This window comes from Croceitalea dokdonensis DOKDO 023 (assembly GCF_001306415.1).
GTDB classification, from domain to species: domain Bacteria; phylum Bacteroidota; class Bacteroidia; order Flavobacteriales; family Flavobacteriaceae; genus Croceitalea; species Croceitalea dokdonensis.
This window is the reverse complement of the sequence record NZ_LDJX01000001.1, coordinates 472,122-488,475: the sequence shown is the minus strand read 5'-3', so window position 1 is coordinate 488,475 and position 16,354 is coordinate 472,122. Positions and strand designations below refer to the sequence as shown.

10 protein-coding genes are annotated in these 16,354 nt (G+C 41.2%); 4 read left to right on the top strand and 6 right to left on the bottom strand.

All coding sequences use genetic code 11. The features are described 5' to 3' along the window. Positions 1-68: 68 nt before the first annotated feature. Positions 69-2,174 carry an ATP-dependent DNA helicase RecG gene (recG, locus tag I595_RS02080; RefSeq protein ID WP_054557725.1) on the bottom strand — a complete coding sequence of 702 codons (2,106 nt, stop codon included), beginning with the start codon at positions 2,172-2,174 and terminating at the stop codon, positions 69-71. Between the two features lie 126 nt (positions 2,175-2,300). On the opposite strand from recG, the gene I595_RS02075 reads away from it, so the two are divergent. Both I595_RS02075 and I595_RS02070 read left to right on the top strand, forming a co-directional pair. Then, on the top strand, positions 2,301-4,439 hold the full coding sequence (locus I595_RS02075) for a M1 family metallopeptidase (RefSeq protein ID WP_245628207.1): 2,139 nt from the start codon (positions 2,301-2,303) through the stop codon (positions 4,437-4,439). Further along, the gene (locus I595_RS02070; protein WP_054557723.1) at positions 4,436-5,350 is read left to right on the top strand and encodes a patatin-like phospholipase family protein; all 915 of its coding nucleotides are present in this window, start codon (positions 4,436-4,438) and stop codon (positions 5,348-5,350) included. Before I595_RS02075 ends, I595_RS02070 begins: the two co-directional genes overlap by 4 nt. 171 nt (positions 5,351-5,521) lie before the next feature. On the opposite strand, the gene I595_RS02065 is transcribed toward I595_RS02070, so the two are convergent. The 5 genes from I595_RS02065 to I595_RS02045 form a co-directional block, all read right to left on the bottom strand. Then, positions 5,522-6,040: a DUF7935 family protein gene (locus I595_RS02065; RefSeq protein WP_054557722.1), complete on the bottom strand. Its 519-nt coding sequence runs from the start codon at positions 6,038-6,040 to the stop codon at positions 5,522-5,524. Positions 6,041-6,100: 60 nt separating this feature from the next. Next, a complete protein-coding gene (locus tag I595_RS02060) occupies positions 6,101-6,868 on the bottom strand; it encodes a hypothetical protein (protein ID WP_054557721.1) in 768 nt (255 codons plus the stop codon). 3 nt (positions 6,869-6,871) lie between these two features. Next, positions 6,872-8,416 (bottom strand): FMN-binding glutamate synthase family protein, encoded by a 1,545-nt coding sequence (locus I595_RS02055; RefSeq protein WP_054557720.1) that lies wholly within the window; start codon positions 8,414-8,416, stop codon positions 6,872-6,874. Between the two features lie 106 nt (positions 8,417-8,522). Further along, a complete protein-coding gene (locus tag I595_RS02050; RefSeq protein ID WP_054557719.1) occupies positions 8,523-9,803 on the bottom strand; it encodes an amidohydrolase in 1,281 nt (426 codons plus the stop codon). Between the two features lie 11 nt (positions 9,804-9,814). Continuing rightward, a complete protein-coding gene (locus I595_RS02045) occupies positions 9,815-10,351 on the bottom strand; it encodes a DsrE family protein (protein ID WP_054557718.1) in 537 nt (178 codons plus the stop codon). A 107-nt stretch (positions 10,352-10,458) separates the two neighbouring features. Between I595_RS02045 and I595_RS02040 the strand changes: the two genes are divergently transcribed. Further along, positions 10,459-12,795, top strand: a complete 2,337-nt coding sequence (locus I595_RS02040; protein WP_245628206.1) for an ATP-dependent helicase — start codon at positions 10,459-10,461, stop codon at positions 12,793-12,795. A gap of 87 nt (positions 12,796-12,882) precedes the next feature. Next, the gene (locus tag I595_RS02035; RefSeq protein ID WP_054557716.1) at positions 12,883-16,296 is read left to right on the top strand and encodes a UvrD-helicase domain-containing protein; all 3,414 of its coding nucleotides are present in this window, start codon (positions 12,883-12,885) and stop codon (positions 16,294-16,296) included. Positions 16,297-16,354 lie beyond the last annotated feature (58 nt).

Genomic DNA, 16,354 nt, shown 5'->3' with positions numbered 1-16,354 from the left:
AAGTTCTGTATGAGATAATTGAACGTAATTTTATCGTAAATGTTTCGTTTAATGCATCGTATTTATTTTCAACTTATATACCCCCAAATTGTTTTGTCCTTGACCAAATCGCCATAAGCCTTTCTTATGACCAAATGGTTAGGTTGTTCCAATTTGGGGTCAGCTTTTAAAAGCTGCATGGCATAATACCGGGCCGATTTTAAAACCTGATTGTCTTTGACAATATCCGCTATCTTTAGATTTAGCAAACCGCTTTGTTGGGTGCCCATTAAATCACCGGGCCCACGGAGTTTTAGATCCACTTCGGCCAGCTCAAAGCCGTCATTGGTGCGTACCATGGTTTCCAAACGGGTTTTGGCCTCGCTGGATAGTTTATGACCTGTCATTAGAATACAAAAACTTTGTTTGGCACCGCGTCCCACGCGCCCACGTAACTGGTGCAATTGCGACAGCCCAAAACGTTCCGCACTTTCAATGATCATTACCGATGCGTTGGGTACATTCACCCCAACCTCTATGACGGTGGTAGCTACCATGATCTGGGTTTCCCCTTTGACAAAACGCTCCATTTCATAATCCTTGTCCTGAGGTTTCATCTGTCCGTGTACAATGGAAATTTGATACTCCGGTAAAGGAAACTCCCGAGCAAGACTTTCATATCCATCCATCAAATCCTTGTAATCCAAAGCCTCACTTTCTTGAATTAAAGGATAAACCACATAAACCTGTCGCCCTTTTTTTATTTCATCTTTTATAAATCGAAAAACGTTGAGCCGGTTAGCATCATACCGATGCACCGTTTTAATTGGTTTACGGCCAGGTGGTAGCTCATCAATCACCGAAATGTCCAAATCGCCATAGAGGCTCATTGCCAAGGTTCTTGGAATGGGCGTAGCGGTCATAACAAGAATATGGGGTGGCAACTTGTTTTTATGCCATAATTTTGAACGTTGCGCTACTCCAAACCGATGTTGCTCATCAATAACGGCCAAACCTAAATTGTTAAATTGTACTTTGTCCTCCAAAACGGCATGGGTGCCCACTAGAATATCAAGTTCTCCGTTTTCCAATTGTTCATGAATTGGTTTCCGAGCAGATTTTTTTATAGAGCCTGTTAAAAGCGCAATGGAAACATCCATATCTGCCAGTAACTCTTTTAAACCATTAAAATGTTGATTGGCTAGAATCTCAGTAGGGGCCATCAAACAGGCCTGAAAACCATTGTCGATAGCCAATAACATACACATTAATGCAACAATGGTTTTCCCGGAGCCTACATCACCTTGCAATAAGCGATTCATTTGTGCGCTGCTGCCCAAATCGTTTCTAATTTCCTTGATGACCCTTTTTTGGGCATTGGTCAATGCAAACGGCAAATGATTTTTAAAAAAGTGGTTGAATTTTTCACCCACTTGGTCAAACGGTAAACCTTTGATTTTGTGCTTTCTTATCGCCTTTTTGTTCAATAATTGTAGTTGTACGTAAAAAAGCTCTTCAAATTTTAACCTAAACCGGGCTTTGGCCAATAATTCCTGATTCTTGGGAAAATGGATGTTAAGAAGCGCATCGGCCTTTGAAATCATTTTTAGCTCCCCTAAGAGTTCTTGCGATAGTGTTTCCCCAAAATTGGCCTTGGTTTCCAAAAACAATTGCTGAATTAGTTTAGAAACCACTTTGTTGGTTACCCCAGCATTGGATAGTTTTTCGGTAGATGGGTAAATGGGTTGCATGCTGATTTTAAGTCCTGCCTGGTGTTGTTTGAGCAACTCCATTTCTGGGTGGGGCATGGAAAAGGTACTTCCATACCGGTTTACCCGGCCAAAAACCACATAGGGTTCGTTAAGTTTGATGTTTTCCCGTATCCATTTGTGCGCCCGGAACCACACCAGCTCCATTTGCCCGGTATCATCAACAAAGGTGGCCACCAAGCGCTTGCCCCGTTTTTGTTCCACCGTTTTTAAATGAACTATTTTACCCAATACCTGTAGATCGGCACCGCTATCTTTTAACTCCCCAATCTTGTGGTATTGGGTTTTGTCCAAATACCGGTTGGGATACCATTGTAGAAGGTCACCAAACGTCTCTATACCCAACTCGGATTTCAGGAGGTCGGCCCTATGGGGTCCAACACCTTTAAGGTAGGCGATGGGCGTTTGGAGGTAATTGGCGTTCATTAGGGCTAAAATAGCGAAAAAGCCGCCCAACCCCCAAAGATGGATTCTTGATAGCTTGCTGAATTTGGGCAACTAAAATGCTACATTTGGATAGACATTTGTTATTCGGGTTATATGAGATGCTTAATGCTATGCTTTTTTTTGGTTCATCTGCTTCATGGGCAAAGTGATGCATCGGTTGATTTTAAAAGAATCAATGTTGACATTATTCCAGTCATGGATGAAGAACAAATACAAGGGAAGGGTACTTATGAATTTGAATTGCGTAAAAAGGTCGATTCCATTTTTCTGGATGCCGTTAACATCACTTTTTTACAAGTGGTTTTGAATGGCAAAGAAGTGGCATTTTCCAATTCAGGCAAGCGATTGGGAATTAGGGCGCCTAAAAAAATTGGCCATCATGAGCTGTATATTCGCTATGAGGCCAAGCCCAGGCAGACGGTGTATTTTATTCAAGGGAAAGCAATCAATAGACCTACCGTAGTACAGGGCCCTTTCACCGCAAGTGACATAGACTATGTTGGTTTTGAAAACCCTATTTTTCAACTATGGACCCAAGGCCAAGGAAAATACAACAGTCATTGGTTGCCATCCATTGATGATATGACAGATAAGATAGAATTTGATGTCGGCTTTTTGGTGGATACAGGATATCAGGTCATTGCCAACGGCAAACTGGTGGAAAAAACAACAAAAGACCAACTAACCCATTGGAGGTTTGATATGGGCAACCCCATGAGCAGCTATCTGGTAGCTTTTGTGATTGGTGATTTTGATAAAAAAGTACTTCAATCCAAATCGGGCGTTCCCATGGAATTGTATTACGAACCTAAAGACAGTTTGAAATTTGAACCCACCTATCGTTATTCCAAGGAGATATTTGATTTTTTGGAAGCGGAAATTGGGGTGCCTTATCCTTGGCAGAATTATAAACAAGTACCGGTTCAGGACTTTTTGTATGCGGGGATGGAAAACACGGGTTGCACCATTTTTTCCAATCAATATGTGATTGATTCTACGGCTTTCGTGGATAAAAACTATGTGAATGTCAACGCCCATGAACTGGCCCACCAATGGTTTGGCAATTTGGTCACCGAGGTGAGCGGTGAACACCATTGGCTTCATGAGGGTTTCGCTACCTATTACGCCTACTTGGCAGAGCGGATGCTCTTTGGGGACGAACATTTTTACTGGAAGCTTTTTGAAACGGCCAAAACTCTCAAGGCCCGCTCTGAAATGGGAGAGGGGCAGGCATTGACCGATCCTAACGCCAGTAGCTTAACCTTCTACGAAAAAGGGGCCTGGGCCTTGGTGATGCTTAAAAATGAAGTAGGAGGGGATGCTTTTAAAAAAGGGGTAAAATCCTATTTGCAAAGGCACGGATTTAAGAATGTGACCATTGATGATTTTCTAAAAGCCATGGAATCTGCATCCAACAAAGATTTGTCCAATTTTAAAACGGAGTGGCTAACGTCGGACAAGTTTCCCTGGGAGGCCGTAAAAGCAAAACTTAGGGCAGCGTCTGCCCATATTGACCGATTGTTTACAATGGAAGAGGATTTGGCACAGGCCCAAAGCGATGATATCGATTATATGGGGTACTGGCAAGATTCTAGTTCATCGCAATTTAAAGCGAGTTTTATTAAGGAATACCACCGGATATTACCTGATAGTATTTTAAACCAAGCCTTTGATAGCGACGATATCCTAGTGCGACAAGCACTTGCCACTTCCTTGCTTGGAATTTCTGGCGCAAGAGTCCTTAATGAGCCGCTGATCGCAAAGTATGAATCCTTGCTTCATGATTCCAGTTACGTCACTTTGGAGCATGCTTTACTTAAACTATGGTCTAACTTCCCCGAAAAGCGGACGCTATATTTGGAAAAAACCAAAAATATCCATGGCTTGCCCAATAAGAACATACGCCTACTTTGGCTCACCTTGGCCTTGGTCACGCCAGATTACCAAGCTTTGGATAAACAGGCCTTTTATCAGGAATTGAATGGCTATACGGGCACAACAGAACATTTTGAAGTAAGGCAGTTGGCTTTTGAATATCTCTATCAAATACAGGCCTTGAGCGATACCGCATTAATGAATTTGGTGAAGGCCTGTGACCATCATGTTTGGCAGTTTAAAAAGTCTTCAAGAAATTTGTTGACCACTTTAGTGGCGAATAACGAATTAAAAAACCGACTTTTAGCCCTTAAGGATTCCTTAAACGAAAAGGAGCAAAAAGTGTTACAAAAAATAATGGGTCAATGAGAGCGTTGGTAATTTCCGGTGGGGGCAGTAAAGGGGCCTTTGCCGGTGGTGTTGCACAATTTTTGATTGAAGAGGCCAAGCATGACTATGATATTTTTGTGGGCACCTCTACCGGGAGTCTTTTGATTTCTCACCTTGCGCTGGGAAAACTGGATAAAATCAAGGAAATCTATAGCAATGTTACCCAAAAGACCATTTTTAATAATTGTCCCTTCGTCGTAAAGAAAAAGTACGGGGTAGATGAAATTTCCATTGACCATTGGAACGTGCTCAAAAACTTTTTTAGGGGTAAAAAAACGTTTGGAGAAAGTGAAAATCTTAGACAACATATACAAGACAGTCTCACTTTTAACGAGTTTCAAGAATTAAAGGCAGCACGTCCGGATGTGGTCATTACAGTGTCCAACCTTAGTCTAAACCAGGTAGAATACAAGTCCATTAAAGACTGTACCTATGAAGATTTTTGCGACTGGATATGGGTGTCCGCCAACTACATTCCGTTTATGAGTTTGGTTCGCAAAGAGGGTTGTGAATATGCTGATGGTGGTTTGGGAAGCATCGTACCCATTGAAGAGGCTATACGGCGTGGGGCAACGGAAGTAGATGTCATTGTTCTACATACAGAAGTAAACTATATGAACAGGGTTCCTTCAAGAAATCCGTTTGAACTCCTTACCAGCATGTTGAGCTTTATTTTGGATCGCATAGAACACCAAAATATCCGGATAGGAAAATTGGTGGCGAATCAGAAAAATGCCATTATCAACCTGTATTATACCCCCACCATATTAACGGTAAACTCCCTCGTTTTCAACAAAAAGAAAATGACCCTCTGGTGGAAAAAAGGCTATCTCTATGCCAAGAACAAGAATGCAGAAAGTATGCCTATAGATCCAGGCGTGCAGGAATAAAGACGTGCTGGCTTAAGAAGCATCAACTTAGGGTTGCATAAAATTGTCCTGTCTGGTAATGTGCCAAACGCACAACTCTTTTGTCCTTTTGTTTTTCCGCTGTTCCTAAATACTAATTACGCTAAGTTGGATAAAAGGAACCTTTGACCTACTTGGGGTTTAGAGGGCTTTTTACCAAAGCGCACTCAATTCTTTTTTGATGTAGGAAAGTGCCGTAGCGGATGGAGATTGTTTGTCCAAGGTTTGGTTTAGGATATCCTCGCGTAATTTGTCCGCCGTTTCGGATTGGCTCATGGCAGCGGAGCGGATGATTTTTATGGTTGTGCTTTTGGCCGCTTTGATCACGTTCCAACACTCGTCCGTCATGTAAATCTGCTGGGAAAGGTTGTGCTCAAATTCCTGTTCTATTTGTTTGATGAGCAGGTTTTCATATTTGGTTTTGTCCTGGCCCTGGGGCGCTACGCGCACCACAAGATTATTGATGGCAATACGCTCTAAAAACAAAACCATGCGCTCATAAGCCTGTAGCCTAATGGGTAAGGTATCCTTTTGGGAATCTTTATGCAACAAAAACCGCCTACGTCCCTCTTCATTGTTGGTATGCATCCTAAAAAAGTAAAAGGCAATGGCCCCCGTTACAACAGATGGCAGTAGATAAGCGAATAATTGAAAGATTTGATCTCCAGTCATGGGTCGGTTTTATTTTATTGACTTAAGAACGCAGTTTTAACCCTAAAATTATATCAAAAGCTACTGGAATTCCTTTTTAACCATGGAATAAAAGGCCTGATGGTCCGGGGCAAGTTTTACATTGATCCCTTCCTTAAAATTCCCGTCTTTAACCACAAGCTGTATACGGCCAGCATCCACGCCATCTGTTTTTGATAGACCATTGGCAACTGCAGCGGCCTGGGCGTAGGTAATATCCAATTCCCCAGTAATATTGAGTCCCTCTACCACAACGGCCCTGTCTGGGTTTGCTTTAATGATTTCCCCAATTTTGGTGGTCCAATTGGTTCCGTCCTCAGTTAATTTTGCTGCGCTGTCCCCACCAAACAACTGGTCAAAACTTCCTGAAACAATAACACTACCATTAGACACCCCTGCTTTTACTTCTGGACCCATGGTCTGTTTAATCTGGGTAAAAATGGCAATGGCTATGGAATCATTTTTAGAAAATGTATCGGTAATGACCCGCAACTGCTCCTCTTTCTTTTTAAGGCTGGTCAAAGCGGAGTTCACAGATTCCGTATTCTGTTTTGAGATTTTGGAAAAGTTGGTCAGGTTGCTCAACAGGGTATTGTTTGCCGCCCTTAAGTCTGTATTTTCTTTTTCAAATAATTCGGCTTTCGCATTTGCCGATTTTATTTGGCGTTGGGCAATGGATATGGAGTCGTTCAATAATCTTACGGTGTTCTCCAGTTCTCCCACTTTGGCAATGAGTTCACTTTTTTTTTGCGCCTGTAGGGTAAAACAGCAGATTCCGGTTAGCAACACAAGTACGGTTCTAGTCTTCATAGGTTACGTATTGGGGCCGCCACCAAGGTGGTGACAGTCGTATAGTTTTTGCATGGATTCAAACGGGACTGGGGTTTTGTCATAGCCATACACCGTTTTTAAGTCGCTGCTAAGGTAATCATCATCCACATTAACTTGGATATCGTTCATGGTAAATTGACAAGGATGTTCATATCCTGCCGCATGCGTGACTTCCAAGAACTCCTTTCTAAAGGTCTTAAAATACTGTGCCAACCGGTCCGATTTTAATGGAACGTTAATCCCTTTTTGCAACCATTTGCTTTGGGTGGCCACCCCAGCAGGGCAGCGATTGGTGTGGCAAACCTGGGCCTGGATGCAACCAATGCTCATCATGGCTTCGCGCGCCACGTTGATCACATCAACCCCCATGGCAAAGGCCATAGCCGCTTTCGCCGGAAAACCCAGTTTACCGCTTCCAATAAACACAATGCGTTCCGTTAAGCCTTTTTGTACAAAAAGTTTATAGATACTGGCAAAACCGTATACCCAAGGAAGGGAAACATGGTCTGCAAAACTGGGTGGGGCCGCACCGGTTCCACCTTCGCCACCATCAATGGTTATAAAATCTGGCCCGCTCCCCCGTTGTTTCATCAGGTCTGCCAATGCCTCCCATTGGTCCAATTTCCCAATGGCGGCCTTAATGCCCACGGGTAGACCGGTGGCCGTGGCGATATCCTCAATAAGGTCCAAAAGTTCCTCAATAGTGCTAAACGCCTTATGCGTGGCAGGGGAGAGCACATCCTTCCCGACCTCCACCCCGCGTATCTCCGCTATTTCCTTGGTGATTTTGGCGCCGGGCAATACGCCGCCCTTTCCAGGTTTGGCCCCCTGGGAAAGTTTAATTTCTATGGCCCTGATGCAGGGGTTGGCACGTACCAAATCCGTCATTTTTTCCATGGAGAAATTACCCTCTTTGGATCTAACCCCAAAATAATCGGTACCAAAATGAAAGACGACGTCCCCGCCTTGCTTGTGGTAGGGAGATAATCCACCTTCCCCTGTATTGTGGTAGGCATTGGCCTTTTGCACCCCCTTGTTCATGGCTTCCACAGCGGCCGCAGATAATGAACCAAAGCTCATGGCAGAGACATTGATGATGGAGGCGGGCCTAAATGGCCTCTTTCTTTTGTTAAAGGCCCCAATGACCTTGGCGCAGGGCAAAAAATAAGGGTCCGTTTGGTTGGGATGCTTCACGGGCAGTTGGTACCCGATCATGGCATTTTTAACGAAAATATGTTGATGGGCATAGATATCACGGTCCGTTCCAAAGCCTTCATAATTGTTCTCTTTCTTGGCCGATGCATAGATCCATCCCCTTTCAATCCTGTTGAACGGAAGTTCTTCGCGGTTGTTGGCCACAAAATATTGCCGCATTTCTGGGCCTATGCTTTCCAACCAATATCGCAAATGCCCCACCACAGGAAAGTTGTGTTTAATGGTATGCGACCGCTGTATAAAGATGTCCCAAATGACCACGATGAGCAAAAAAATAAGAATCCAAGACCACCACGGTAAAATAAACTCCATTTTAAAAATTTGTTAGTATTGATTAGGATTGGTCATTCTGAACGCAGTGAAGAATCCCTCTTAGATGCTTCGCTCTATTCAATTTCCCTTAGAATGACAATAGTCATTAAGAGCCAGCATTCAAATAATCCAAGGTCAATTCCGTCATCGCCTTAACGCCCAACTGCATCCCAGTATCATCTATCAAAAAATCTGGGGTGTGGTGCGGAAAGGATTCCGTGGTACCCGGGGTCATGCCACCCAGAAAAAAGAAGAAACCGGGTGCTTCGCGCTGAAAATAGGAGAAATCCTCGGCTCCTGTCACCGCTTTTTGGGTCACCACATTTTTGCTGCCCGCCACCCGTTCCAAGGTGGGCAACATTTGGGTCACCAAGGCGGGATCGTTGTAGGTGATATCGGTAGCGTCCTTTATTTCACAGGTTGCGGTACCGCCATAAGCTTTGGCAATGGTCTCCACCATTTCTACCATCCGCTTATTGAGCTTGTCCTTCATGTCATAATCCAAGGTTCTGATGGTACCGATCATTTCTGCACTTTCTGGGATGATGTTAAAACGAACCCCGCTTTTGATCTTTCCAACGGTAATCACCGCCGCTTCATTGGTAAGCTCCGTCTCACGGCTGATAATGGTCTGTAGTCCATCAATAATTTTTGCACTGATCAAGATGGGGTCCACACCGCCCCAAGGTTGTGAACCGTGGCTCTGTTTTCCGTTCACCTTTATGGTAAAGCTTTGGGCCGCTGCCATGGTACCTCCAGATTTGTACCTGATCATGCCTACTGGGGTCTGTGAATTGATGTGCAATCCAAAGATGGCATCCACCTTGGGGTTTTCCATTACCCCTTCCTTGACCATAAGCAATGCCCCACCTTCCTCACCAGGTGGTGGACCTTCCTCCGCAGGTTGGAAAATAAATTTCACCGTTCCCTTTATCTTGTCCTTATTTTTGGACAGAATTTCTGCCACGCCCATCAAAATTGCGGTATGGGTATCATGTCCGCAAGCGTGCATCACACCTACTTTTTCCCCTAAAAACTCAGTGGTTACGGTAGATTTAAAGGGTAAATCGTTCCGTTCGGTAACGGGAAGCGCATCAATATCTGCGCGCAGGGCAACTACCTTGCCTGGCAAATTGCCTTTAAGCAGGCCAACCACCCCGGTATGGGCCACACCAGTGGTAACGTCTATCCCCAAAGATTTTAAATGGTTGGCAATTTTTTCGGCAGTCTTAAACTCCCTATTTCCCAATTCTGGGTTTTGGTGAATGTCATGCCGCCACTCAATCACCTTGTTTTCAATGGCCGCATAGTCTTTATCCAAATTGGGACCCTGTGCAAAAAGTCCGGCAGTACATAGGCCAAAGGCGCATAATAATATCGTTCTCATAGTATCGGTATTTAAAATTTTATCAGGCGGTAGCCTTCGTTTTGTAATTGTATCAATGCGGTCATGGCAGAAAGGGAAAGCTGCACCCCTGCAATGGTTTCCTCTTTGGGAAAATCCCGGGAAAGGGAAGACTGCCCACAAAAGATAAATTCCACCCCTGCATCCATGAGTTGCTGTACCATCTTGGCGTTTGGATTGTTTGTTCCAAAGCGTTTTTGGTAGGCACTATCCGTAATAATATCCTTGGAAGCTTTGTTGTGGACCACCAATGCCACCTTCATCCGCTCTGGGGAAACCCCATTTTGCCCGTGCATATTTAAAAATCTGGCAGCGGTCTCTATACTGGCATTTCGCTGTTGCACGTCTTCCGGGCTGTCCATAATATCAAAAACTACCTTAAAAACGGAATTTGGACGTATTTTATACTCTTGGTGCCCAATTTCCCAGACCTTACCGTAATCCTGGATGATGGGGCCGGCCTTCTTTTCCTGCGCCAAGCTCCCCCAAACGGCACCGCAACTGGCCAAAATGATGAGTACCTTTTTCATATGGGCTAAATATATTCAAATTCAAAGGAAAATCCATTTTACTGTTCAAAACTATTTAAAGCTATCTTTTAGGATAAGGGGTAGAATGGCTAATTTCACCTTCTTTAATGTTCAGAAACGCTATGTCTTATATAGATGAGTTAAATGAAGCCCAAAGGGCACCGGTATTGCACAAGGATGGCCCCCTAATGGTCATTGCAGGTGCAGGTTCCGGGAAGACCAGGGTGCTTACCTACCGTATTGCGCATTTAATGGATTTGGGGGTGGACTCCTTTAATATCCTAGCGCTGACCTTTACCAACAAGGCGGCCCGGGAAATGAAAAAACGTATTGCGGACATTGTTGGTAACTCGGAGGCCAAGAACCTATGGATGGGAACCTTTCACTCCGTTTTTGCAAAACTGCTTAGATTTGATGGCCATAAACTAGGCTATCCCAGTAACTTTACCATTTACGACACCCAAGACTCCCAGCGCCTCATCGCGTCCATTATCAAGGAAATGGGCCTGGACAAGGATATTTACAAATACAAGCAGATACAAAATAGGATTTCTTCCTATAAAAACAGTTTGATCACGGTAAAGGCCTATTTCCAGAATCCGGAACTGGTGGAAGCGGACGCCATGGCAAAACGACCCCGATTGGGCGAAATTTACCAAAATTATGTAGACCGATGCTTTAAAGCTGGCGCGATGGATTTTGACGACCTGCTCTTACGCACCAACGAACTGCTGACCCGCTTTCCAGAGGTGCTGATGAAGTACCAAGACCGTTTTAGGTACATCTTGGTAGATGAGTACCAGGATACCAACCACTCCCAATATTTGATTGTAAAGGCCTTGGCAGATAGGTACCAAAATATCTGTGTGGTTGGGGATGATGCACAGAGTATCTACTCCTTCCGTGGGGCCAACATCAGCAATATTTTAAACTTTCAACGGGATTACGGGGATGTAGGGATGTATAGGTTGGAACAGAACTACAGGTCTACCAAAAATATCGTTAACGCGGCCAATAGCATTATCGCCAAAAACAAGAACCAATTGGAAAAAGTGGTTTGGACCGCAAATGACCAAGGAAATAAAATTATTATCCACCGCAGTGTTACCGATGCCGAGGAAGGCCGTTATGTAGCCTCCTCCATTTGGGACAATAGAATGAACCACCAAATGGGCAACGGCGAGTTTGCCGTACTCTACAGGACCAATTCCCAATCCAGGGCCATTGAGGATGCCCTTAGAAAGCGGGATATCCCGTATCGTATCTACGGTGGGCTCTCTTTTTATCAGCGTAAGGAAATTAAGGATGTACTGGCCTATTTACGCCTGGTGATCAATCCCAAGGATGAGGAGGCCCTAAAACGGGTCATTAACTTTCCCTCTAGGGGAATTGGGCAGACCACGGTAGACAAGCTAACGGTAGCGGCAAACCACTACGGACGGTCTATTTTTGAGGTCATGGAAAACCTTGCCAAACTGCAATTAAAGATCAATGCGGGCACCCAACGAAAACTGGAGGATTTTGTGACCATGGTCAAAAGTTTTCAGATCATGAACCAAGGCACGGATGCCTTTACCTTGGCAGAACATGTGGCCAAGAAAACGGGCTTGTTACTGGAATTTAAAAAGGACGGCACCCCAGAGGGTATTGGGAGGATGGAAAATATTGAGGAACTCCTTAACGGTATCAAGGATTTTGTGGAGGGCCAAAAAGAATTGGCCGATGCTACCGGTAGTATTTCAGAATTTTTGGAAGATGTGGCCTTGGCAACGGATTTGGACAAAGATACTGGGGATGATGACCGGGTAGCCCTAATGACGATTCACCTGGCCAAAGGCCTGGAGTTCCCGTACGTCTACATTGTGGGCATGGAAGAAGACCTGTTCCCCTCTGCAATGAGCATGAACACCCGCAGTGAGCTGGAAGAAGAGCGGCGGTTATTTTATGTGGCCCTTACCCGGGCAGAAAAGCAGGCCTATCTTACCTACACACAAAACCGCTACCGTTGGGGCAAGCTCATTGATGCCGAACCCAGCAGGTTTTTGGAAGAGATTGACGAAGCCTATGTGGAAAACCTGACCCCGGTGAATGATGGCTACCGCTATAAATCCATGATAGATGCCAATATTTTTGGTGAGGTGGACAAGAGTAAACTAAGGCAGGTAAAACCTGCCAACGGAACCCCGCCGGTGGTAGGGAGGCCCAATGAGAACCAATTAAGAAAGCTCAGAAAATTAAAACCAAGCTTGTCCAGCCCACAAAAAGCGACCCCCTTAAACCCAGCATTGGCAGAAGGCGCAGCGGTAAACCACAGCCGTTTTGGGCGGGGAAAAGTGCTTAAGATTGAAGGGGTAGGGCAGGACAAGAAAGCAGAAATACAATTTGAACGTGGTGACGTTAAAAAGCTCTTGTTACGTTTTGCAAAACTGGAGGTACTGTCTTAGTCTGCTGTATATAAAATAGCGATAAAAGTCATAAACTACGTTTGTATAATTGTTCTATGCAAGCTAAAAAAACCTCGAAGACAATTAATGGAATATATAATAATCGGAATACTTTTAGTCGGGATTATCCTTTATCTGAAATATAAAAAGAAACTTAGATTAAAAAAAGAAGAGGAAGAAAGACAGCGTATTGCAGAAGAAAAAAAACGCATTGTAGAACTCACATTATTACACGACAAACAACGAAAAGAATTAAGTCCTTTTTTAGCAAAAATAGTTGAGTTTAATGTGTTGTTTGAAAAGTTTAAGTCTCAACCAAAATACATATCAAACTTCGAAATATTTAATTTTAAGAAAGAGACCGCACATTATTACAATTCAATAAAGTCTAAGAAATACAAACACCTACCTGACTTTGACACCTCAATAAAAAAGATAAATTCTTTTAAATTCACTTATGAAAGGATTGACTCTATCTTAACTTCTCGCAATGAAAATTTTATTGAATCTGAGATAATAAACACAGATAGTCAATTAAGTGATGTAGAAGGTAAATCACTCGATACTCAGCAACGTAAAGCAGTAATCATAGATGAAGACAACCAATTAGTTATTGCTGGTGCAGGTTCAGGAAAAACTACAACAATTGCAGGTAAAGTAAAGTATCTAACAACTATTCAAAATATAAATCCTCAATCTATTTTATTAATCTCATTCACTCGTAAAGCAGCAGACGAAATGCGAGATAGGATTTATAATAAAATGAATATTGACATACCTGTTAAAACCTTTAATAAGTTAGGTTTAGATATAATAGCACAGGTAAACAACTTAAAACCATCAATATATGATGCAAATGGCAAACCACATTTAGAACGTATATCTTCTTTTATTGACCACGCTAAGCAGAGCGAAGAGTATTATAATTTACTAATTGATTTTATTTCCTACTATCTAAAACCTTACAAGGATATAGCAGAATTTGAGACGGATGCTGAACATAACAACTATTTAAATGAGCAAAAATTAGAGGGCTATAAAATGGTTGAAAAAAGACGTAGCAATGGTCAAGTTATAAGATACAGAGAACGTTTAAAGAGCCAAGAAGAAGTTTTTATAGCTAACTTTTTGTTTAGAAATGGCATTAATTACGAGTATGAAGAAAAATACCAATACAAAACAGCAAGTAAGCAATTTGGTCAATACAAACCAGATTTTTATTTACCTGATTATAATGTTTATATAGAGCATTTTGGTGTTGATGAAAATTGGAACGTACCTGATTGGTTTAATGGTAAAGATGGTAAGTCTGCAAAAGAGGTTTATAATGAGGGTATTGAATGGAAGCGTCAAGAGCATAACAATAATTCAACAACATTAGTAGAGTCCTATTCTTGGCAACAAAGAAAAGGGATTCTATTATCGGAACTAAAAAAGAACTTAGAAGATGTTGGAGTAATTTTTAAACCTATATCAAACGATAAACTATGGCTTTATTTAAAAGAAAATGCTTCTAAAGATATTAGCGACTTCACTCAATTATTAGATACATTTTTAGTTTTATTAAAATCAAATAATGAAGATATATCAAATCTTCAAAAGAGGGCATTAGAAGAAGATAATGACCGTGCTATTAAGTTTTTAGAATTATTTGACCCAATATATAATTCGTATCAAGAATACCTTTTAGAGGAAGAAGAAATTGATTTTAGCGATATGATAAATAACGCTACAGATATAATACAAGACAATTTATATCAATCACCATATGACTATATTATTATTGATGAATACCAAGACATATCTAAAGCAAGGTTTCAATTAATAAAATCATTATTAGACCAAAAACCAAGCACAAAACTTTTTTGTGTTGGTGATGATTGGCAGTCTATATATCGTTTTGCAGGTAGTGATATTGGCTTATTTACAAACTTTGAAAATCATTTTAAATCCTCGACAGTCAAAGACTATAGTAGGGTAACTCAAACATCATTTATTGAGTATACTTATAGGTTTGATAATCAGCTAATCGAGTTATCAAGTAATTTTATTTTAAAGAACCCAAATCAAATATCTAAAAAACTAAAAAGCCATCATCAGTCAGAAGAAGTACCATATTCTATATTTAAACATTCAGACCCAGATAGAAAGAGTAAAAATCTGCATTTAGCTTTAAGAGGTGCTTTGGTTGATATAGCTGAAAAAACCAATAATGAAGATGTTTCGGTTTTACTTTTAGGTCGATATGATTTTGAAAGAAAAAATTTCCTCAATGGTAGTTTTCTTATCGAGAGGTACAATAAAAGTAGTAATCAATACGAGTATATCTGTAATGAGTTTCCAAATCTAAAAATAAGGTTCTTAACAGCCCATAGGGCAAAAGGTCTTGAGGATGATTATGTAATTATTACCAATTGTAGTTCCGGTACTTATGGTTTTCCTTCCGAAATATCAGATGACCCATTATTAAATTTTTTATTATCTAAAGCTGACCAATTCCCTAATGGAGAGGAAAGAAGATTGTTTTATGTAGCAATGACAAGAGCTAAGAAGCACGTTTCTTTTTTAGTTAATAATGATTATACATCAAAGTTTATTGATGAAATTGAAGCAAATGAAAAAATAACAGCACTTCAATGCGATTGGTGTGATAACGGTAAATTAATTGAAAAGAATGGTAAATTCGGTTATTTCTATGCTTGTAATAACAGTCATTATTGCAATTACACAAGAAAAATAACAGCCAATGATTTTGAAGTTTTAGCAGATGAATATTATAAAAAGGAAGAGTTCACATTAGCTATTGAGTATTTTGAAAAGTATTTATCGTTACAAGAAGGTAAATCAAATTCTTACTATTATTTAGGTCGTTCTTATGAACAAAAATCAGACTTAAAAAACGCATTAATAAATTACGAAAAAGCTATTTCCAAAGACAGTTCAAACGCATACGCTTATTATTGGTGTGGTAGTGTACAGTTTGATTTAGAAGATTACAATAAAGCTGTAGAAAGTTGGTTGGCATTTAATAAATTAAAACCAAATAGTAATTCAGTAAATTATTGGTTATCCCAAGCCTATTTTAAATCAAGACACTTTTACAAAGCACTTCACCATATAAATATGGAGTTAAAAGAAAGTCCTACTAATGCAGATGCTCAAACATTAAAAAAGCAATATACGATTGCATTAGAAAAAAGTTATACAACCAAGGAAACAAGTATAAAATCAAGTGATTTAGAAACAATAAAAGGGTATATACAATTAGCTGTAGATTTTGATGTTAATGTAAAGTTCAATTACCACAAATCACAACAATTTGAAGGAGGTGTTCAAAGTCTTAGAACAATCAAACCAAAAGGGTTTAAGGTAATGGGGCAATATAATTCAGTATGCGTTTTCGGTTATTGTTATATGCGTGAAGAAGATAGAACCTTTAATTTAGAACGTATTTCAGATTTGAAAATAAACCCAAATAAAATAGAATACTGGTCTGAATAAAAGCCAGCAGAGAACAATGTATATAAAAAATAGGCGAATTAGTACTAAAATCAAGGCT

Excerpts from the sequence above, each read along its gene's own strand:
- recG (WP_054557725.1), bottom strand. The coding sequence starts at position 2,174 with ATGAACGCCAATTACCTCCAAACGCCCATCGCCTACCTTAAAGGTGTT.
- I595_RS02035 (WP_054557716.1), top strand. The coding sequence starts at position 12,883 with ATGGAATATATAATAATCGGAATACTTTTAGTCGGGATTATCCTTTAT.
- I595_RS02040 (WP_245628206.1), top strand. The coding sequence starts at position 10,459 with ATGTTCAGAAACGCTATGTCTTATATAGATGAGTTAAATGAAGCCCAA.
- I595_RS02045 (WP_054557718.1), bottom strand. The coding sequence starts at position 10,351 with ATGAAAAAGGTACTCATCATTTTGGCCAGTTGCGGTGCCGTTTGGGGG.
- I595_RS02055 (WP_054557720.1), bottom strand. The coding sequence starts at position 8,416 with ATGGAGTTTATTTTACCGTGGTGGTCTTGGATTCTTATTTTTTTGCTC.
- I595_RS02065 (WP_054557722.1), bottom strand. The coding sequence starts at position 6,040 with ATGACTGGAGATCAAATCTTTCAATTATTCGCTTATCTACTGCCATCT.
- I595_RS02070 (WP_054557723.1), top strand. The coding sequence starts at position 4,436 with ATGAGAGCGTTGGTAATTTCCGGTGGGGGCAGTAAAGGGGCCTTTGCC.
- I595_RS02060 (WP_054557721.1), bottom strand. The coding sequence starts at position 6,868 with ATGAAGACTAGAACCGTACTTGTGTTGCTAACCGGAATCTGCTGTTTT.
- I595_RS02050 (WP_054557719.1), bottom strand. The coding sequence starts at position 9,803 with ATGAGAACGATATTATTATGCGCCTTTGGCCTATGTACTGCCGGACTT.
- I595_RS02075 (WP_245628207.1), top strand. The coding sequence starts at position 2,301 with ATGCTATGCTTTTTTTTGGTTCATCTGCTTCATGGGCAAAGTGATGCA.